Source organism: Haloferax sp. ATB1, assembly GCF_000730175.1.
In genome coordinates this window covers 21320-41002 of sequence record NZ_JPES01000060.1, presented here as the reverse complement: position 1 = coordinate 41002, position 19683 = coordinate 21320, and the positions used below count along the sequence as shown (strand labels likewise).

Sequence of the window (19683 nt, the reverse complement as noted above, 5' to 3'; positions counted from 1 at the left end):
CGAAGAGAGAGAAAGTGACCGGAGTTTAGAGCAGACCGGACTTCTGGAGCTTCATCAGGTCCTCGGTTTCGAGGGTCTCGCCTTCCTTGAACTTCTGGTAGATCTCCTCGGCCTCGGCCTTGGCGGCTTCGCGCTCCTCGGCGCGGGAGTCCTTGCGCTGGCGCTCTTCCTTCTTGTCCAGCTCGCGGAGGCGCTTCTGAACGCGGACGAAGTCCTCGTGGTGACGGTCGGCCGCTTCCTGGGCTTCGACGAAGAGCTCGTGCATCTCGTCGGCCTTGTCGCGGATGTCGTCGGCCTCGCGGTAGGCCTCGATCATCTGGTTGTGGTGTTCCTGGGCGTCGTCGGCCAGCTCGGTCACCTTCTGGTGGTGCTGGGACGCCTCGGAGCGGACCTCTTCTGCCTCTTCGATGAGTTCTTCGAGGTCACCGCTCTCTTCGACCTTGTCCTTTTTCTGGCGAAGCTCTTCGCGCTTGTTCTCGATCTTCTCGATGAGCTCGCGCTCGTCTTCGGTCGAGAGGACTTCGGTCTGCTGGCGGAATTCGAGTTGCTCGATCTCCTCTTTGAGCTCGTCGATGTCCTTGCCGTCGTCGAGCTCGAGGTCGCTTTTCATCTCGTCGACCTCGTCGAAGAGCTCGTTAGCTTTCGCGTTGAGCTCGTTACGGCTCTGCTTGTGTTCCTGCACCTGCGAGTTCATCTCGTCGCGCTTCTCGCGGTGCTTCTGGGCTTCGTCGACCTTCTCGCGAGTCTTCGCGTTGAGGTCGTCGCGCTTGGACGCGCGCTCAGAAGCCATCTGGTTTAGTTCATTGCGGCGGTCACGGAGTTGACCGGCGAGTTTGATGAGTTCGCCTTTCGAGCCGCTCTCGAGCTTTTCGTCTGGGAGATCGATGTTTCGTGCCTCGTCGAGTTCCTGCACGTCGAACTCGCTAAGTACTTCCTGCTTCGTTACCATGCGTAATCAATCCTCGATACCATCACCACTCCGTGCGTGGCGGCTGCTCGTGGGAGTGCGACCGACCGTGGATAAGAATTCCCGATCATTCTGCGTGCGATGCCGCCGGAACGCCGGAGGCGCTCAGGTACATACACATACAGGCGACCAGTTAATAAATACTTCGGTGGAAATTCGGGTGAAAACAGTTACCACACCGCTCGTATCGACCGTATTCACTATGTTAGTCGTTGCCATGGACGCATATAAATGGGATGCGAATCGAGGGGGCTAAACCGAGTCGGGTCGGATGCCACGCCATGAGAGAGGTCATCCGCGCACGCGGTCACGAGCATGTGCGCGCCGAGCACGCGAGCACGTTCGAGGTGACGACAGACGACTGGCTCACCCCCGCGGGCGACTGCATCATCGGCGTCGAGGCCGACCGCACGCCCGCCGACTTCGACCCGGCGTTCGTCGAGGCCTGTCAGTCCCACGACGCCACTATCGACGTGCGCGTCCGCGTGGACGCGGACGACGATACCTACGAACAGACGGTTCGCGCACGCGGACACCCGGACCTCACCTTCGAGGGCGACCGTAGCGTCGTCTTCCGCACGAGCGACTACGTGGACGACCGGACGGGCGCAGTCGGCGCGGCCCACGCGGCTGCCGGCTTCGACCGCGACCTCGTCTCGGCGCTCGCCGACGGCGCGGAACTGACGGTCACCATCGAAGTCGAGTAGTCCTGCACGGGCGGCGAACCTGTCGGCCGACGAGATGCGTTTTTCACCGCGCGGTCGTAACCCTCGGACATGCCCGAAGAACCCTCCGAGAACATCAGCGGCGGCGCGAGCGGCGGCGGCCGAGAGACGGTGTTCGACCCCGCAGACCCCGAGACCGCGACACGCGCCGAGGTCGTCGTCGACCGACTCGGCGAGCGCTACTGGCGGAAGGCCTACGGCGGGCAGGGCGGCTTCGAGTGTCTCGTCCGAACCATTCTGAGCCAGAACACGAGCGACAAGGCGAGCCAGCCCGCCCACGACGAACTCATGGCGCAGTACGGCGGCGAGGACCTCGCCGAGTCGCTGGCGGCGGCCGACCGAGAAGGCATCGTCGAGGCCATCCGCTCCGGCGGGCTCTACAACCAGAAGTCGAAGCTCATCCAGGGCGTCGCAGAGGAGGTGCTGGCCGACTTCGGAAGCGAGGCCGACTTCGACCGCTACGTCCGCGAGGAAGCGCCCGCGACGGTCCGCGACCGACTCTTGGAGATGAAGGGCGTCGGTCCCAAGACCGCCGACTGCGTCCTCCTCTTTGCGGGCGGCCGCGGCGGCGTCTTCCCCGTCGATACGCACGTCCACCGCATCGCTCGTCGAATCGGACTCGCGCCCGCCGACGCGACCACGAAGGCGTTCGGGCGGCGCTCGAACGCGACATCCCCGACGAGAAATGCGGCTTCGGCCACACCGCGATGATTCAGTTCGGCCGCGAGTTCTGCAAAGCCCGCAAGCCCGCGTGCCTCGACGGCTCCGAAGCGTGCCCGATGGCCGACGTGTGCGACATGGTCGGCGTCGACGCGGCGGCGCAGTCCGTCACCGATCCCGCGGCCGCCGCCGACTGACTAACAGGACTTCGTTTCGAGCCCGCTCACCGGCGAGCCGTCGTCCTCGTAGCTCGATTCGACGCCCGAGTCGGCGAACATCGGGAGGTCCATCGAGTAGTCGTAGACGACGCTGAACCGCGAGAAGGGGTTCGAGAGGAACGCCGAGACGGGGCCGATGCCGTCGAACGCGACGCCCGCCCGAAGTTGAACGATGGAGTCGTTGCCGACGGAGCCGCCGGCTTCCATCCCGAAACCGCCCTCGCCGCCGAGGTTCTCGAACATCGAGAGGAAGACGACGAGGTCGATGCCCGCGCCCTCGCCGCCGATGTCGAACTGGTGGCCCTCGCCGGGGAAACACGGCGAGGTCGGACCGGTCGCAGCGGCGACCGGGGCGGTCGCGACGACGAGAATCACGGCGAGCGTCAGGGACGCGCGGGTCGCGGCGTTCATACCGTCGCCTCCGGCGCGCTGCTAATTAAGGATACGCCGCCGTTCTCAGGGTTGATACCACGAGTCGGCGGAAAGCGAAGCGATAGACGTGGGGTCCCGGCGCGGTTCAGTCCCGACGCGACGCAGTCCCGGTACTTACTCCTCGCCGTCGAGTTGTCGGATGAGTTCGTCGAGGACGGCGTCCGCGCTGGCGAGGTTGGTCGCCAGCGGCGTCTGGTGAACGTCGCAGATGCGGAGCAGCGCGGTGATGTCCGGTTCGTGGGGCTGAGCGGTCAGCGGGTCGCGGAGGAAGATGACGCCGTCGCAGGTCTCGCTGGCGATCTCCGCGCCGATCTGCATGTCTCCGCCGAGCGGCCCGGACTGCTTGCGCTCGATGTCGAGGCCCGTGGCGTCGATGAGTCGCTGGCCGGTCGTCCCCGTCGCCATGAGTTCGAAGCGTTCGAGGTCGGCCTGTCGCTCCTCGGCGAACGAGATGAGGTCCGGCTTCTTCTCGTCGTGAGCAATAAGTGCGAGACGCATAGCAAACACTCGTTCGAGCGTCGTGATTAATCTTCGGCCGGACGCCGTCAGTGAGAAATCGTCGCGCGGCGGCAGTTGACGCGCCGGTGCGGGTCGCCGTGACTGCGAGTCGTTACTTGAAGCGGAACGTCTCGAGGTTCTTCGGCGCGAACGTCCGCATGTTGTAGTCGTGGTAGAGCGCCGACGAGAGGTCCTGCACGGAGCGCTCGTCGCCGTGGACGCACAGCACCTTCTCCGGGCGCGGGTTCATCGTCTTGACGAAGTTTTCGAGGCCCTGCCGGTCGGCGTGACCGGAGAAGCCGTCGACGGTCTCGACGTCCATCTCGAGCTTCAGCGTGTCAGACCGACCCATGCCGTCGCGGCCGTTGACCGGAATCTCGTCCCAGCCGTTCTGGATGCGGCGACCGAGCGTTCCCTGCGCCTGGTAGCCGACGAAGACCAGTCGGGACTTCGGGTCGGGGCCGACGTGGCGGAGCCACGACATGATGGGGCCGCCGGTGACCATCCCGGAGGTCGAGAGGATGATGGCCTGGTCGCCGTCGGCGACGTCCTGTCGCTCCTCTTCGCCGCCGTCGATGTGGTTGAACTCCTCGGCGAGGAACGGGTTTTCGTCCTCGTGGAAGATGCGGTCGCGGAGGTCGTCGCGGAGGTACTCGGGGTAGGTCGTGTGGATGGCCGTCGCCTCCCAGATCATCCCGTCGAGGTGGACGGGCATCTCCGGAATCTTGCCCGAGCGCATCGCCTCTTCGAGGACGAGCATAATCTCCTGGGAGCGACCGACGGCGAACGCCGGGATGACGACCTTGCCGCCGCGGTCGTACGTCTCGTTTATGACCTCGATGAGGCGCTTTTCGGAGTCCTGCTGGTCGGTCTGGTAGTCGTTGCGGCCGCCGTAGGTCGATTCGAGGACGAGCGTCTCCACGCGCGGGAAGTCGTTGACCGCGCCGTTGAACAGGCGGGTGTCCTCGTAGTGGATGTCGCCGGAGAACGCGACGTTGTAGAGGCCGTCGCCGATGTGGAAGTGCGAGACGGCGGAGCCGAGGATGTGACCCGCGTTGTGGAAGGTGAGCTTCACGTCGGGCGCGATGTCGGTCACGTCGCCGTACTCCAGCGGGATGGTGTGCTTGATGGCCTCGCGGACCATCTCGGACTCGTACGGCGGGGTGCGGCCTTCCTTCGAGGCGACGTCGAGGTAGTCGAGCGTGAGCAGACCCATGAGGTCGCGGGTCGGCTCGGTCGTGTAGATGGGGCCGTCGTAGCCGTACTTGAACAGAAGCGGGATGAGCGCCGAGTGGTCGAGGTGAGCGTGGGTGAGGACGACCGCGTCGAGCGAGTTCGCGCCCGACCCGAGCGCCTCGGGGACCTGCAGATACGGCACGTCGTCGGAGCCGGGCTTGTCGCCGCAGTCGACGAGGATGCGGGTCTCGGGCGTCGAGACGATGAAGGACGCGCGGCCGACCTCGCGGCAGCAGCCGAGGGTCGTGATGCGGACCCACTCGTCGTCCGAGAGCTGTTCGCGGTGAATCTGCCGGCCGGTCCGTTCGAGGACGCGGCGGCGGTCCTCGCGTTCCTGCTTCAGGAAGTTGCGGACGTTCGAGACCGTCGAGGACTCGATGGGCGGGGTGCGGACGACTTCGGGCGTCCAGCCGACTTTCTGCGTGATTTCGCGGAGCGTCGAGCCGTGGCGACCGATGACCATGCCCGGTTTCTCGGCCTCGATGACGACTTCGCCGGTGTCGATGTGGAAGTCGAGGTCGGTGACGCCGGCCTCCTCGGGGATGACGCTCAGAATCTTGGGTTCGGCCTCTCGGGGGTCGGACAGCACGTCCGGGTCCGGGCGAACCGTGATTCGCTTTCGGAGCTTACTCGCGAGTTTCCGGATGAGGTCGCCGTTCTGAGCGAACTTCTTCGGGTCGCGCGTGTAGACGACGAGTTCGGGACCCTCGTACTTGACGTCGGAAACCGAGATGTCGCGGGGGAGTTCGTTCGTAATCTCTGCCTTCAGATTCTCGAGTTGTTTATCTACGGAGCTCATAGTTACGAGCGACCCGTCCGGTCCTGCGCCGGCAGGTCTCGGGAACCCCTACCTCAGGAGCGTCGACACGAGACGGTCCACGTGTACGAGTGCCAGTCTCGGCCAACTGCGGAGAGAGCATAGTGAACTGAATACGGTGGTATCTCGACTGCGGGAAGAGGCAGGGAAAACCCGCTTACCCGACAGTACCATGTCGCCAGTATAAAACCCTTCGCAAAGTCGAAGCGTCTCGGGGGCGACCGACGACCATGGAACTCACACCGGCGACCGTCTCGGCGGAACACGATTGGGTTCGAGAGCGCGCTGACGTGGTCGTCCCGCTCATCAACGAGACGCGGACCGCGACTCGGCGAACAGTTCGACACGCGCGTCGGCGAGGTCGACGACGCGGCCTACCTCGACGCGGTCGACGCGGTGTTTGCCGACGGCGAGGTCGGCGTCAACGTCGCGGCCTACGTGCGCATCCTCAAGCAGTTAGACGTGCAGGACGACTATCCGGGGTTCGTCGTGGACGAGGTGCTCGGCCGCGAACTCGCGGCGACCATCGCGGGCGGCGAACCGCTTCGGCTGCTCGCGCAGGCGACGTTCCACTTCGCGGACGTGGCCGTCCACACCGACGGTCCCGCCGGACGCGACGACCTCGATGCCGCGCTCGCCGCGGGGTTTCAGACCCGCCTGCCGGGGTGGTCGTGGCGCGACGGCGACTCACCGTTCGATAGCCGGCGCTGACGGCGGGGCGGTGTCACCGTAAAAACTGTGTTCGGACCGCTTACCACTCGATTCGGACGCGCTCCGACGACTGCTCGGACTCGCGTTCGCCCTGCGAATCGAGCTCGCTGAGTCGTCCGCGGAACGCGCCGACGCACTCCTCGCACGCGGTCACGTGCGCGAGAACGCCGTTTTCGTACTCCGCCATGACCGCCCGCGGGGTCCGCCGCGTCGGTCGTTCCGGACCCATCCGGCCGATGCCGCGCACCTCGGGGTCGCCTAACCCCGCCAAGCGCTCGCCCCGCGTCGCCGCCCACCGCGCGTACGACGCGAGTCGGTCGCGGGCGCGACGCTCGCGCGGGCTCAACTTCCCCGACGAGGTCCACGAACCGGTCCCACGTCTCGACCGTGTACTCCGAGACGAGGCCGCGTTCGACGATGTTGTCCAGTCGTTCGATGACCGGTGTGAACTCCGCGCGCCGGCCGCTCGGAACCCACAGTTCGATTCGGACCGCCTCCTCCCGAGGAGTCGGCCGCTCGTCGCTCACAATTGTGTCCATTGTTAGCACGCCAACCACCACGTAGCAGGTAGGGCAGCCGACGATATGTATCTATGCGTCCGCCGGAACCGCCGAACGTCGTCGGCGAGAGACGGTCCGCGCGGCGGGGCGGCGCGCCGGCACCTTCGGGGCGTTTAAGGGTTCGCTACGGCTACCGATGGGCAATGAGCGACGAGCAGGAACTCGGTATCACCGAGTCGAAGCAGTACAACACCGGCGAGTGGTACGCCGAGGTCGTCCAGAAGGCGGGTCTCGCGAACTACGGGCCGGAGGGGATGAGCGGCTTCATCGTGACTCGCCCGCGCGGCTACGCGCTGTGGGAGTCCATCCAGAACTACCTCGACGGCGAGTTCAAGAAGACGGGCGTCCAGAACGCGTACTTCCCGCTGTTTATCCCCGAGAGCTATCTCGAACGCGAGAAGGACATCGTCGAAGGCTTCGACCCCGAGGTCGCGTGGGTCACCCACGGCGGCCACGAGGAACTCGAAGAGCGCCTCGCCGTCCGCCCGACCTCCGAGTCCATCATCGCGCCCTACATGGCCCGGTGGGTCCGTAGCCACCGCGACCTCCCGGCTCCGCGTGAACCAGTGGGCCTCCGTCGTTCGCTGGGAGGCCACGGAGACGAAGCCGTTCTTCCGCACCAAGGAGTTCCTCTGGCAGGAGGGCCACACGGCCCACGAGACCCGCGACGGCGCGTGGGACGAGACGATGACTCGTCTCTCGCAGTACCAGTCGCTCTACGAGGACGTGCTCGCCATCCCCGTGCTCCGCGGCGCGAAGCCGGAACACGACAAGTTCCCCGGCGCGGACACGACGACGACCGTCGAGGCGCTCATGCCCGACGGCAAGTCCGTGCAGGCCGGCACCTCCCACTACCTCGGCACCTCCTTCGCCGAGGCGTTCGACCTCACCTACACGACCGAAGACGAGGACGAAGAGCCCGCCCACACGACCTCGTGGGGGCTGTCGTGGCGCTCGCTCGGTGCGCTCATCATGACGCACTCCGACGACCAAGGCCTCGTCCTGCCGCCGACCATCGCGCCCGAGCAGGTCGTCATCGTCCCCATCTGGCAGGCCGACACGCAGGACGAAGGTCCTCGAGTACGCCGAGGACATCGCCGAAGACCTCGAAGACGCCGGCGTCCGCGTCGAACTCGACGCCCGCGACGAGCGCAACCCCGGCTTCAAGTTCAACGAGTGGGAGCTCAAGGGCGTCCCCGTCCGCTTCGAAATCGGCCCCAACGAGGTCGACGACGACGTCGTCACCGCCGTCCACCGCCCCGACGGCGAGTCGGTCGAACTCGACCGCGAGAACATCGCCGAGGCCGTCGAAGAACAGTTCGACGAGGTGTACGCGAAGCTCTACGCCGCCGCGGAGGAGAACCTCGAAGCGAACGTCCGCGAGGCGTCCGCCCGCAACGAGATTCTCGGCACCATCGGCCAGCACGGCGGCTACGTGAAAGCGCCGTGGTGCGGTGACGAGGACTGCGAGGACGAGATTAAGGACCAGATCGCCGCCGAAATCGTCATGGTGCCCCTCAACGACGAGGACGCCGAAATCCACGACGGCGAGGACTGCGCGGTCTGCGGCGACGACGCCGAGGAGACCGCGTACTTCGCGAAGTCCTACTGAACCGGCTCCCGAAGCGACCTACACGGTTATTCATATCTTTCGTCGTCCGTCGAATCATCATTAGTCGACATACTATGTATGGATACATCCTTATATGACATTGTAACACCCTTATGGTTTCAGGAAAAGTTGCTTATGGGGGTAGCTGTACCATTGGCGTATGACCAAGCCACACATAGACGCACCCTTCGCTCAGGACGGGTTAGCCGACCCGACCGACGAGCGGTCGAACTGCGGCGTTGGGGCCGTCGTAGACCTCGAAAACGGCTCCTCGCACCGAGTCGTCGCAGACAGCCTCGAACTCCTGGAGAACCTTGAGCACCGCGGCACCACGGGCGCTGAAGAGAACACCGGAGACGGGGCGGGTATCCTGTTCCAGCGACCGGACGAGTTCTTCGAAGCAGTCCTCGAAACCGAGCTTCCGGACCTCTACGCGGCCGGTTCGGTGTTCATGCCGACCGACGACGAGGTCCGCGAGCGCGTTTCGGCGGTTGTCGAGGATTCGCTGGCCGACCACGGGCTGTCCGTGTTCGACTGGCGCGACGTGCCGACCGACAACTCCGAACTCGGCGCGACCGCGCTCGAATCGGAACCCGACGTCTGGCAACTGTTCGTCGAGCCGGCCGACGAGATGACCGCAGACGAGTTCGACCGGGCGCTCTACCTCGGGCGTCGAGCCGCCGAGAAAGCGGTCGACGACCTCGCCATCGAGGGCGCGGGACGATTCTACGTCTGCTCGCTCGACCGGAAGACCATCGTCTACAAGGGGCTGCTCACGGCCGAACAGCTCCCGAACTACTTCCCCGACCTCGGCGACGAGCGAATGGTGACCGAACTCGCGCTCGTTCACGCGCGCTTTTCCACCAACACGCTGGGCGCGTGGCACCTCGCCCACCCGTACCGCCAGGTCATCCACAACGGCGAGATAAACACCATCCGCGGTAACGTCAACTGGATGCGCGCCCGCGAGACGGACCTCCAACACGAGGCGTTCGGCGACGACATCGAGACGCTCAGGCCCATCACGAAGGCCGACCAGTCCGACACCGCGAGCGTCGACAACGCGGTCGAACTGCTCCTCAAGGGCGGCCGCGAACTCCCGCACGTCCTGCGGATGCTCATCCCCGAGGCGTACCGCAACGACGACGCGATGGACCAGGCGCGCCGCGACTGGTACGACTTCCACGCCTCGCTGGTCGAGCCGTGGGACGGCCCCGCGCTCGTCGCGGCGACTGACGGCGACCGCATCGCCGCCGTCCTCGACCGCAACGGCCTCCGGCCGTGCCGCTACGAGGTGACGACCGACGGCCGCCTCATCGTCGCCAGCGAGGTCGGCGCGCTCGACACCGACCCCGCGGAAATCGAGTCCCGCGGCCGCCTCCAACCCGGCGAGATTTTCATGGCCGACCCCGAGGAGGGTCGCGTCATCCCCGACGCCGAGGTGTTCGACTCCCTCACCGACGAGAAGTACGGCGAGTGGGTCGACGAACAGCAGCGCCACCTCGACGAGCTCGCCGGCGACGCGGACTCCACCTCGCGCGGACAGGTCGAGTCGCTTCGGGCGACGCAGGCGGCGTTCGGCTACACGCACGACCAGCTCAACCACATGATAGAGCCGATGGCCCGCGACGGCAAGGACCCCGTCGGCTCGATGGGCGACGACACGCCGCTTTCGGTGCTGTCGGACCTCAACCGCCCGCTGTTCACGTACTTCAAGCAGCTGTTCGCGCAGGTGTCGAACCCGCCTATCGACTACATCCGCGAGAAGCTCGTGACGAGCCTGGAGTCGCGGCTCGGCTTCCAGCGTAACCTGCTCGACGAGTCGGCCGACCACGCGCGCCAGCTCGTCCTCGACTCCCCGGTCCTCACGGACGCCGAGACGGCGGCCATCAAGGACCTCGACGACGACATGCGCAGCGCCGTCGTCGACATCACCTACGAGCAGGGCGGCGACCTCCGCGAGGCCATCGAGGCCGTCCGCGACGAGGCCAAGGCAGTCATCGAAGACGGCGCGGACATCGTCGTCCTCTCCGACCGCGCGGTCGGCCCCGACCGCGTCGCCATCCCGAGCCTCCTCGCGACGGGCGCGGTCCACCACAGCCTCGTCCGCAACGGCCTCCGGAACCACGCCGGCCTCGTCGTCGAGTCCGGCGACCCCCGCGAGGTCCACCACCTCGCCACGCTCGTCGGCTACGGCGCGGGCGCGGTGAACCCCTACCTCGCCTACCAGACCATCGAGGACATCGTCGCCGGCCCCGACGGGGCCGACGAGGGCGAGGCCATCGACGCGTACGTCCACGCGCTCGAAGACGGCCTGCTCAAGACGATGGCCAAGATGGGTATCTCGACGGTCGAGAGCTACCGCGGCGCGCAGATTTTCGAAGCCGTCGGCCTCGACTCCGACTTCGTCGCCGAGTACTTCGAGGGCACCGAAATCCGCACCGAGGGTATCGGCCTCGACGTCATCGAGGAGGACCTGCTGACCCGCCACGCCGCCGCCTTCGGGGCGGACCCGAAGCTCGAACGGCAGGGCGAGTACGAGAACCGCTCGGCCGGCATCCACCACGGCTGGAACCCCCAGACCGTCGGCACGCTCCAGCAGTCCGTCCGCACCGGCGACTACGAGAAGTACCAGGAGTTCGCCGAACTGGTCAACGACCAGTCGGAACAGCTGAAGGCGCTCCGCGGTCTGCTCGAATTCGACTCCGACCGCGAGCCCGTGGACATCGACGAGGTCGAACCCGTCGAGGACATCGTCAAGCGCTTCTCGACGGCCGCGATGTCGCTCGGCAGCCTCTCGCCGGAGGCCCACGAGAACAACTCCATCGCGATGAACCGCATCGGCGGCAAGTCCAACTCCGGCGAGGGCGGCGAGCCGCCGGAGCGCTTCGGCACCGAAAAGGAGTGTAACGTCAAGCAGGTCGCCTCCGGCCGCTTCGGCGTCACCTCCCATTACCTCTCGTCGGCCGACGAGATTCAGATCAAGATGGCGCAGGGCTCGAAGCCCGGCGAGGGCGGCCACCTCCCCGGCAAGAAGGTAAACGAGATGATCGCCCACGTCCGCTACGCGACGCCGGGCGTCGGCCTCATCTCGCCGCCGCCGCTGCACGACATCTACTCCATCGAGGACCTCAAACAGCTCATCTTCGACCTGAAGTCGGCCAACCCCGACGCCGACATCAACGTCAAGCTCGTCTCCGAGGCCGGTATCGGCACCATCGCCGCCGGCGTCTCGAAGGCGAAAGCCGACGTGGTCCACATCTCGGGCTACGACGGCGGCACCGGCGCGTCGCCGAAGACCTCCATCAAGAACGCGGGCCTCCCGTGGGAACTCGGCCTCGCCGAGGCCAACCAGATGCTCCGCGCGACGGGGCTTCGCTCCCGCATCCGCGTCTCCGTCGACGGCGGCATGAAGACCGGCCGCGACGTGGCCATCGCCGCCCTCCTCGGCGGCGAGGAGTACATCTTCGGGACCGCGTCGCTCGTCACCTCGGGCTGTGTCATGGCCCGCCAGTGCCACGAGAACACCTGCCCGGTCGGCGTCGCCACGCAGGACGAGAACCTGCGCCGCCGCTTCCCCGGCGAGCCCGACCACGTCATCAACTACATGACGTTCATCGCGCAGGAACTCCGCGAGATTATGGCCGACCTCGGCTTCACCTCGCTCGACGAGATGATCGGTCGTCCCTCCCTGCTCCGGCAGGTCGAGACGGACCACGAGAAGGCAAAGCACCTCGACCTCTCGTCGGTGCTGGCCGAGCCCGAGACGGGCGCGCGCCGCAAGACCGAAGACCAGGTCCACGCGGACATCGAGACGCACGTCGACCACAAGCTCATCGACGAGGCCGAAGACGCCATCGAGAACCGCGAGCCGGTCGTCATCCGCCGCGACCTCTCGAACGTCGACCGCGCGGTCGGCGCGATGCTCTCGAACCGCATCTCGAACGCCCACGGCGGCGAGGGGCTGCCGGACGACACCATCCGCTGTGAGTTCGACGGCATCGCCGGACAGACGTTCGGCGGCTTCCTCGCCCGCGGCGTCACGATGCGGCTCACCGGGGCCGCGAACGACTACGTCGGCAAGGGGCTGTCCGGCGGCCGCGTCATCGTCGACACGCCCGCCGAGGCCAACTACGAGGCCGCCGAAAACATCCTCATCGGCAACGTCGCCCTCTACGGCGCGACGCAGGGCGAGTGCTACGTCAACGGCCTCGCCGGCGAGCGCTTCGGCGTCCGTAACTCCGGCGTGAAGGCGGTCGTCGAGGGCGTCGGCGACCACGGCTGCGAGTACATGACCGGCGGCGTCGTCGCCGTCCTCGGCGAGACGGGCCGCAACTTCGCCGCGGGGATGTCCGGCGGCGTGGCCTACGTCTACGACCCCGACGAGGAGTTCGCAGCGAAGGCCAACACCGAGATGGTGACGCTCGAAGACCACCTCGACGACAAGGACGAGGCGATGCTCACCCGACTCGTCGAGAACCACCTCACGTACACCGACTCCGACCGCGCGGCCGAACTGCTCGACGACTGGCAGTCGGTCCTCGGCGACTTCGTGAAGGTGATGCCCGACGCGTACGCCGAGGTCATCGCCGAGGACGGCCGCGAGGACGTCCGCAACGAACTCCCCGCGAAGGCGGGCGCAATCGTCGACGCCGGTGCCGACAAGGTCGGCGCGGCGACGACCAGCGACGACTGAGGGCCGACTCGACCGTCAGCGACTGACGGTTCGGTCGCCACCCCGCGTTTTCCTGCTGTTCGGCGTGTTTTCCCGGACTGTTTCGTATCACTTACCGAACAGATAATGATGTGCCGTCCGGGGCCATGTCGGCGTGGATATGTTCGGAGACCACTCGCGGCGGACGCTCCTCGCCACGCTCGGTGCCCTCGCGGCATCCGGCGTCGCCGGCACGTCGCTCGCGGACAGTCACTCGACGGCAGAATCGGACACGGTCACGACCGAGGATTGGTCGCAGTCTCGTGCCGAACCGGGGCGAACCGGCGCAGTCGCTCCCGAATCTGCACCCGACGACGAGTACGCAGACCTGTCGTGGCTCGACGGAACGTGGCATAAGACCAGCGCGAACGAGGTACTCGTCGACGACGGGGCCGTCTTCCAGACGTTCTACACCAACGACAGCACGTTCCGCGGGGGCGTCGTCGCCTACGAGGCCGACACGGGCGAAGAGCGTTGGAAATACATCGCCCCGGAGTACGGGGCGTCAGAACCCGGAATCGGCCGTGTGACCGACACGCCAGCCGTGGCAGAAGGGACGCTCTTCGTGACGAGCGAGGCAGGGTACACCGATTCGGACGTCAAGTACGGTGGACTCCACGCGCTCGACCTGGATACCGGCGAAATTAATTGGCAGAAGACACCAGCGGACTACGCGAGTCCGGACGCCAAGTGGCTCGGGACGCCGCTCGTCGCCGACGGCTCCCTCTACGTCCAACACCTGACAAACGCCAGCGCAGACCCGGACCAGCAGGAGTCGGTCATCGCGGAACTCGACCCCGAGAGCGGCGAAGTCGTGTGGCGCTCCGACGCGTCGTACCGGGCCTACCCCTACATCGGCGACGACGAGACCCTCTACGGGATGGCGACGTACACCGACGAGAAGAACGAACTCGTCGCGTGGAACGCGAACGACGGGAGCAGACGGTGGACGGCGGTGGTGGAAGACGGTGTGAGCTTCGTCGACTCGGCCCACAAAAACGGTCGTATCTACCGTTCCTCCGGGAACCGGTTCCGAACGGACGAGATAAACCGAGTCGTCGCACACAGCGACGAGGACGGGAGCGTCGAGTGGGAGACGAGACTCACGCCCGAAGGCGAGGAGTCGGCGCGGTTCATCAGCGCGCCGGCCGTCGCCGACGGCACCGTCTACGTCACCACCGCGCTCGACGTGGACTCGGTGGCCGAAGAGGGCGTCCTCTCGACGGTCTACGCGCTCGACGCCGACACCGGAGACATGCTGTGGACGCACGACACCTCGACGGAATTCCACGGCGACCCGAGCGTCGCCGGCGACACCGTCTACCTCGGCGGGAGCGCCATCCCCAAGGCTATCGGTGACCTCGAACGCGAACGACGACACCCCACGGTACACGCGCTCTCGACCGAAGACGGGTCCCAGCAGTGGGCCTATCTGGTTCGACACGAGCAGGGCGCACCGTCCCGAAAGGCATCGACGCCGGCGCTCGCGGGCGGGCGAGTCCTCACGGGCTATCTGGAAGAGGAGTCCACCGAGCAAGCCGGGGTGTTCGCCCTCGAAGGGAGTCCGGGAGGCACCCGATTCGAGGAACCTCCCGCGCTCCTCGGACGCACCCGTTGCCCGCATCGTCACCGACCCCGAAGACGCCGAGACCGCGGACCTCGACTCCGGAACCACCGTCGGCCTCGACGGGACCGCCTCGACGGGCGAAGTCGAGACCTACGAGTGGCAGTTCGGCGAGGGCGCGTCGTTCCGAGAGCGCGGTTCGACGACCGAGATTACGCTCGACTTCTGTGGGACGCTCGACGTGACGCTCCGCGTCACCGGGCCGGACGGGAACCAGAGCACCGACACCGTCAGTCTCTCTACCGACGGATAGCGGACCCAGCCTTCGACCCCTCCCCGACGCCCCTTTTTTCACCGAGCGCCCGAACTCGACAGTATGACCCGCGAGTACGACAAACTCGTCCGCGACGACGTCCCTCGAATCATCCGCGAGTCGGGCGAGACGCCGGTCGTCCACGTCGCCGAGGGCGATGCGTTCGACCGGCGACTGCGCGAGAAACTGGTCGAAGAGGCCGAGGAGTTCGCCGAATCCGGGACCGTCGAAGAACTCGCAGACGTGTTCGCCGTCGTCGACGCGATACTCGCCCGACGCGACGAGGACTGGGAGACTGTCGAGACGGCGGCACGAGAGAAGGCCGCAGAGCGCGGCGGCTTCGAAGACGGGGTGGTACTCGAACGGGTGGAGTGATACCCACGCGGTCGAAGCGGGTTCCCGGCACCCACCACCGATTCTCGCACGTTTTTCACCGCGCGCACCCTCGACCGGGACATGGACAACGCACTCGTCATCGGCGGCACGCGGTTCATCGGCCGCCACCTCGTCTCGGAACTCCTCGACAGCGGCTACGCGGTGACCATCTTCAACCGCGGGAACCACGACAACCCCTTCGAGGACGACCCGCGCGTCCAGCACGTCCAGGGCGACCGAACGGACGACGAGGCGCTCCGAACCGCGAAACTGACCGTCGAACCAGACGCGGTGTTCGACTGCGTGGCGTACAAGCCCGCCGAGGTCGCTTCGGCGGTCGACGTCTTCGCCGACGTGGACGCGTACGTCTACATCTCAAGCGGCGCGGCCTACGGAAGCGAGGTTATCCCGAAGCGCGAAAACGAGACGCCGCTTTGCGGCTGCACCGACGAGCAGGCGGCCGACGACTCGGGCGCGAGCTACGGCCCGCGGAAGGCCGAGGGCGACCGCGTCGTCTTCGAGGCGGCCTCGCGGGGCATCAACGCGATGTCCGTCCGCCCGTGTATCGTCTACGGACCCGAGGACTACACCGAGCGCCTCGACTACTGGATCGACCGCGTGCTGAACTACGACCGCGTCGTCGTCCCCGGCGACGGGACCAACGTCTGGCACCGCGCCTACGTCGAGGACGTGGCGAGCGCGATGCGAATCGTTGCCGAGGAGGGCGAGGCGGGCGAGGCCTACAACGTCGGCGACAGACGGCTCGTGACGCTCGAAGAGATGGTCGAGGTCATCGCCGACGCCGCGGGCACCGACGTCGAGGTCGTCCACGCGGGCGAGCGCGAACTCGCCGCGACCGACCTCTCGATGGACGACTTCATCCTCTACCGCGACTACCCGCACGTCCTCTCGACGGACAAACTCGCCAGCCTCGGCTGGGAGTCCACGCCCGTCGAGGAGGCGATGCGCCGGTCGGTCGCCGACCACCGCGAGAGCGACCGCGACGGCTCCGAACACGACCCCGGCCGCGACGCCGAACAGCGCGTGCTCTCGATTCTCGACACGCTCTGAGACGGGGAGACTCGCTGGAAAACCGAGGCGACGACCGCGACGAACTCAGCCGCTGAACTGTCCGTCGTGGTCCATCTCGGGGACCTCCTCTTCGAGCCACTCGCGGAACCACTTGACGCGCTTGAGCCGCTGGTGTGCGAAGCTCTGGGCCGTGTCGGTTTCGAGTCGCGCGGAGGCGTCGCGGCCGCGTTCGAAGACGCGCTCGACCATCTCGGCGGCGTCCATGTGGGTCCGCGCCTCGTAGCCCATCCGCAGGAGCATCAACGCGGTGCCGTTCGCGCCGATTTTGTCGAGGATATCCGCCTCGATGAGACAGCGCGTCTCCAGCGACACGTCCGTCAGCGACCCCTGATACGAGTGGTCGGAGACGACCTGACACACCTGGTCGACGAACGACTCGGGGTAGTCGCCGTGGCTGCTGAGGAACTCGCGGGCGACGCGAGCCCCCTCCCTCGGCGTGGACGTCCTGGTCGGCTTCGAGTTTCGAGATGTCGTGAAAGAGGGCGGCCACGCGGACGACGTTCACGTCCGCGCCCTCGCGGTCGGCGATGCGCGTCGCGAGGTCGACGACGTTGAGGATGTGGTTGAACCGGTACTCCGCGGAGTGCCACGGGTACCAGCGCATCCGCCCGCCGTCGTCTTCGTTTTCGACGCTCGCAGAGAGATAATCCGAGACGAAGCGCTTCATGTCCTCGAACTCGGCGTCGGAGACCGCCGACTCTTTGATTTCAACGCCCACGGCAGAACCTCCGTCGGTGTTGGCACGTGCGTATTCTCATTACACGGAATGAGGGTCGTTCCACTCTTAGGCGTTACGACACCCTGAGTCGCGGGAACCGTGCTCTCGGGCGAACAGACCGGGTCTCGTGGCCGGTGGTGTGAACCCGTGGCACATCGGCGAGAGTTAACTCACCCGGCCGCATCGTCTCCGCCGTGACCGACGCACGATACCTCGACGACGCGGAAACACACGAATTCGAGGCGACCGTCGAGACGGTCCGCGGGAGCGACCGCGTCGTCCTCGACCGGACCTACTTCTACCCGACCGGCGGCGGCCAACCGCACGACACGGGCACGCTCTCGGCGGGCGGGGGCGGAGACGGCGATGGAGACGGCGACGGGGTGACCTGGGACGTGACCGACGTCCGAAAGCGCGACCGAATCGAACACGTCGTCGCGGGCGATGCCCCCGAACCGGGGACGACCGTCACCGGCCGGGTCGATGCGGCGCGGCGGCGCGCCCACAGTCGCTACCACACGGCCCAGCATCTCCTCTCTGCGGTCCTCCTCGACGAGTTCGACGCCGAGACGACCGGCAACCAACTGTACGCCGACCACGCGCACCTCGACTGCGCCTACGACCGCTTCGACGACGACGACCTCCGGACCATCGAGACGCGCCTGAACGACCTCGTCGCGTCCGACCGCCCCGTCCGGTGGTACAGCCTCGACCGCGACGAGGCCGAGGCGACGCTCGACCCCGAGCGAACCCGCCTGCACCTGCTTCCGGACTCGATTCGCGAGGTCCGAATCGTCGAAATCGGCGACGCGGACGACCCCTTCGACCGAACCGCCTGCGCCGGGACACACGTCGAATCGACGGGCGACATCGGCGCGGTGTCCGTCACCGGCCGGACGACCCAAGGCTCGGCACACGAGCGCGTGAACTTCGTCCTCGAATAACCGATTCGGCCCGACTCCCCACCGACTACCCAGACTGGGTCGCGTCTGTCCGCGCCCGCGGCTCGCAGACCCAGCCCTCGCGGACCGGGACCAGTTCGTAGCCCGCCTCGCGGAGCAGGGCCTTCGCCGCCGCCTCGTCGTGGCTCCCGCGGGCGTCGTGCAGTTCGAAATACACCGTCGGCCGGTGCTCCCGGAGGACCGCCTCCGCCCCCCGGAGCACGTTCAGCCCGAACCCTTCGACGTCGACTTTCAGGTGGTCCGGCGGCGGGACCGTCCCGGAATCGACGAGCGAGTCGAGCCGCCGCATCGGCACCGACGCCGTGTCGACGACCCGCGCCGTCCACGCGCTCGCGTGGTCCCGCGAGAACGAACCCAGTTCGTCGTAGCTCGACAGGTGGAACGCCCGCGTCTCGTCGGCGTCGCCGAGGCCGCAGTCGAGGAGGTCGACCCGGTCGCCGAAGTCGTTGACCTCGACGTTCGCCCGCAACTGGTCGACGACCTCGGGATGGGGTTCGACGGCGACGACCTGCGCCGAGGGGTCACTGGCCGCGACCGCGAGTGTGTAAGTCCCCGTGTTCGCGCCCACGTCGACCACGACGTCGCCGCCGTCGAGGTCGAGCAACAGCGCCTGCAAGAGCACGTCCTCGCCGTGGCGGTTGTACAGTTCGTAGCTCCTGAAACTCGTCCGCCCGACGTGTTTCTTCGTGGCGACGAGCCGTCGCTCGTAGTTCGCCCGAACGAGCGCGTAGTGGAGGGTGTACGCGAGGTGGCGAGCGGCCGACACCGGATGCAGCAGAGACACGTTAGTGTACTGTCATTGTGTGCCGATAAAAATCGCTCGGCGGCGAAGCGCCACGCTCTTCGCGGTAGGTCGTCGGAGAAGTGTCGAGTAGTCCCGGGCGGATTCGAACCGCCGTCAGCGGCTATCTTCTCGGCACGCATTGAACCGTACCAATCCAAAGGCCGCTATGATTGGCCACTACACCACGGGACTTCGGTGATGTCGTCCACTCGTCGGTTGTCCGCTGGTAAATGAAAACGCTTCGGTTCCGGTCGGTCGTCGTCGGCGACTAATCGGCGGCTTCCGTCTCCGTCTCGGGTTCCGCGCCGCACACGTCGAGATACTCGCAGGCGTCCGTCTCGGGGTCGAAGCAGTCGGGACACTCGGAGTTGCGGTCGATGATGGTGTCGAGTCGCTCCGCGATCATCCCGTCGATGACGGGTTCGAGTTCGCGGGCCTCCGCGCGGAACTCCTCGACGTCGAGGACGTTCGACAGGAAGCGCTCGATGATGCAGTAGGTCTGGAGCGCGTCGCGGGCGCGGACGATGCCCTCGTCGGTGAGGGTGACGCCCTTGTACTTCTCGTGTTCGGCGAGGCCGCGGGATTCGAGCTTGCCGATCATCTCGTTCGCGCTCGCCGGGCTCACCTCCATCATGTCCGCGAGCGCGCCGGTGGCTGCCGGGCCGTTCGTCCATCTCCTGCAGCAGGTAAATCGCCTTGACGTATTGGTCTGCCGTGTTCATCGT

Annotated in this window: 11 protein-coding genes, 1 tRNA gene and 7 pseudogenes; 10 read left to right on the top strand and 9 right to left on the bottom strand. The window is 66.6% G+C overall.

Annotated elements, in window-relative coordinates; all coding sequences use genetic code 11:
- Window positions 1-25 precede the first annotated feature (25 nt).
- Window positions 26-949, bottom strand: coding sequence for a coiled-coil protein (locus ATB1_RS09860; protein ID WP_004064289.1), 924 nt, complete (start codon window positions 947-949; stop codon window positions 26-28).
- A gap of 299 nt (window positions 950-1248) precedes the next feature.
- On the opposite strand from ATB1_RS09860, the gene ATB1_RS09855 reads away from it, so the two are divergent.
- Window positions 1249-1674 carry a DUF371 domain-containing protein gene (locus tag ATB1_RS09855; RefSeq protein ID WP_042663537.1) on the top strand — a complete coding sequence of 142 codons (426 nt, stop codon included), beginning with the start codon at window positions 1249-1251 and terminating at the stop codon, window positions 1672-1674.
- Between the two features lie 69 nt (window positions 1675-1743).
- Window positions 1744-2549 (top strand): annotated as a pseudogene (gene nth, locus ATB1_RS09850) (endonuclease III domain-containing protein).
- On the opposite strand, the gene ATB1_RS09845 reads toward nth, so the two are convergent.
- From ATB1_RS09845 to ATB1_RS09835, 3 genes are all read right to left on the bottom strand, one after another.
- Window positions 2550-2981: a hypothetical protein gene (locus ATB1_RS09845; protein WP_042663536.1), complete on the bottom strand. Its 432-nt coding sequence runs from the start codon at window positions 2979-2981 to the stop codon at window positions 2550-2552.
- A gap of 135 nt (window positions 2982-3116) precedes the next feature.
- The gene (locus ATB1_RS09840; protein WP_004972550.1) at window positions 3117-3500 is read right to left on the bottom strand and encodes a methylglyoxal synthase; all 384 of its coding nucleotides are present in this window, start codon (window positions 3498-3500) and stop codon (window positions 3117-3119) included.
- A gap of 112 nt (window positions 3501-3612) precedes the next feature.
- The gene (locus ATB1_RS09835; RefSeq protein WP_042663535.1) at window positions 3613-5535 is read right to left on the bottom strand and encodes a beta-CASP ribonuclease aCPSF1; all 1923 of its coding nucleotides are present in this window, start codon (window positions 5533-5535) and stop codon (window positions 3613-3615) included.
- 248 nt (window positions 5536-5783) lie between these two features.
- Between ATB1_RS09835 and ATB1_RS09830 the strand changes: the two are divergent.
- Window positions 5784-6264 (top strand): annotated as a pseudogene (locus ATB1_RS09830) (hypothetical protein).
- Between the two features lie 40 nt (window positions 6265-6304).
- Here the strand turns inward: ATB1_RS09830 and ATB1_RS24115 are convergent.
- A pseudogene (locus ATB1_RS24115) lies at window positions 6305-6803 on the bottom strand (HTH domain-containing protein).
- Window positions 6804-6967: 164 nt separating this feature from the next.
- Between ATB1_RS24115 and proS the strand changes: the two are divergent.
- The 6 genes and pseudogenes from proS to ATB1_RS09800 all read left to right on the top strand — a co-directional run bounded on the left by proS (window position 6968) and on the right by ATB1_RS09800 (window position 16473).
- A pseudogene (gene proS / locus ATB1_RS09820) lies at window positions 6968-8436 on the top strand (proline--tRNA ligase).
- A 160-nt stretch (window positions 8437-8596) separates the two neighbouring features.
- Entirely contained in the window at window positions 8597-13132 is a 4536-nt protein-coding gene (gene gltB / locus ATB1_RS09815; protein WP_042663533.1) for a glutamate synthase large subunit, read from the top strand.
- Window positions 13133-13271: 139 nt separating this feature from the next.
- Window positions 13272-14606 (top strand): annotated as a pseudogene (locus ATB1_RS09810) (PQQ-binding-like beta-propeller repeat protein); the annotation flags it as partial.
- Window positions 14506-15027 carry a PKD domain-containing protein gene (locus ATB1_RS23200; RefSeq protein ID WP_241768169.1) on the top strand — a complete coding sequence of 174 codons (522 nt, stop codon included), beginning with the start codon at window positions 14506-14508 and terminating at the stop codon, window positions 15025-15027. The pseudogene ATB1_RS09810 and the gene ATB1_RS23200, both read left to right, overlap by 101 nt.
- A gap of 63 nt (window positions 15028-15090) precedes the next feature.
- Window positions 15091-15402 (top strand): nucleoside triphosphate pyrophosphohydrolase, encoded by a 312-nt coding sequence (locus tag ATB1_RS09805; protein WP_042663532.1) that lies wholly within the window; start codon window positions 15091-15093, stop codon window positions 15400-15402.
- An 81-nt stretch (window positions 15403-15483) separates the two neighbouring features.
- Window positions 15484-16473, top strand: a complete 990-nt coding sequence (locus ATB1_RS09800; RefSeq protein ID WP_042663531.1) for an NAD-dependent epimerase/dehydratase family protein — start codon at window positions 15484-15486, stop codon at window positions 16471-16473.
- 45 nt (window positions 16474-16518) lie between these two features.
- On the opposite strand, the pseudogene ATB1_RS09795 reads toward ATB1_RS09800, so the two are convergent.
- Window positions 16519-17212: pseudogene (locus ATB1_RS09795) on the bottom strand (HD domain-containing protein).
- 194 nt (window positions 17213-17406) lie between these two features.
- Here ATB1_RS09795 and ATB1_RS09790 point away from each other — a divergent pair.
- A complete protein-coding gene (locus ATB1_RS09790; protein ID WP_042663530.1) occupies window positions 17407-18156 on the top strand; it encodes an alanyl-tRNA editing protein in 750 nt (249 codons plus the stop codon).
- Between the two features lie 25 nt (window positions 18157-18181).
- Here the strand turns inward: ATB1_RS09790 and ATB1_RS09785 are convergent, their stop codons facing one another.
- The 3 genes and pseudogenes from ATB1_RS09785 to ATB1_RS09775 all read right to left on the bottom strand — a co-directional run bounded on the left by ATB1_RS09785 (window position 18182) and on the right by ATB1_RS09775 (window position 19680).
- Window positions 18182-18940, bottom strand: coding sequence for an FkbM family methyltransferase (locus ATB1_RS09785; RefSeq protein WP_042663529.1), 759 nt, complete (start codon window positions 18938-18940; stop codon window positions 18182-18184).
- A gap of 106 nt (window positions 18941-19046) precedes the next feature.
- Window positions 19047-19150 (bottom strand) — tRNA-Gln (locus ATB1_RS09780).
- Between the two features lie 76 nt (window positions 19151-19226).
- A pseudogene (locus ATB1_RS09775) lies at window positions 19227-19680 on the bottom strand (metal-dependent transcriptional regulator).
- Between the last annotated feature and the right edge of the window lie 3 nt (window positions 19681-19683).

Coding starts and splice junctions, on each gene's coding strand:
- ATB1_RS09860 (WP_004064289.1), bottom strand. CDS start 949: ATGGTAACGAAGCAGGAAGTACTTAGCGAGTTCGACGTGCAGGAACTC.
- ATB1_RS09800 (WP_042663531.1), top strand. CDS start 15,484: ATGGACAACGCACTCGTCATCGGCGGCACGCGGTTCATCGGCCGCCAC.
- gltB (WP_042663533.1), top strand. CDS start 8,597: ATGACCAAGCCACACATAGACGCACCCTTCGCTCAGGACGGGTTAGCC.
- ATB1_RS09855 (WP_042663537.1), top strand. CDS start 1,249: ATGAGAGAGGTCATCCGCGCACGCGGTCACGAGCATGTGCGCGCCGAG.
- ATB1_RS09835 (WP_042663535.1), bottom strand. CDS start 5,535: ATGAGCTCCGTAGATAAACAACTCGAGAATCTGAAGGCAGAGATTACG.
- ATB1_RS09840 (WP_004972550.1), bottom strand. CDS start 3,500: ATGCGTCTCGCACTTATTGCTCACGACGAGAAGAAGCCGGACCTCATC.
- ATB1_RS09845 (WP_042663536.1), bottom strand. CDS start 2,981: ATGAACGCCGCGACCCGCGCGTCCCTGACGCTCGCCGTGATTCTCGTC.
- ATB1_RS09805 (WP_042663532.1), top strand. CDS start 15,091: ATGACCCGCGAGTACGACAAACTCGTCCGCGACGACGTCCCTCGAATC.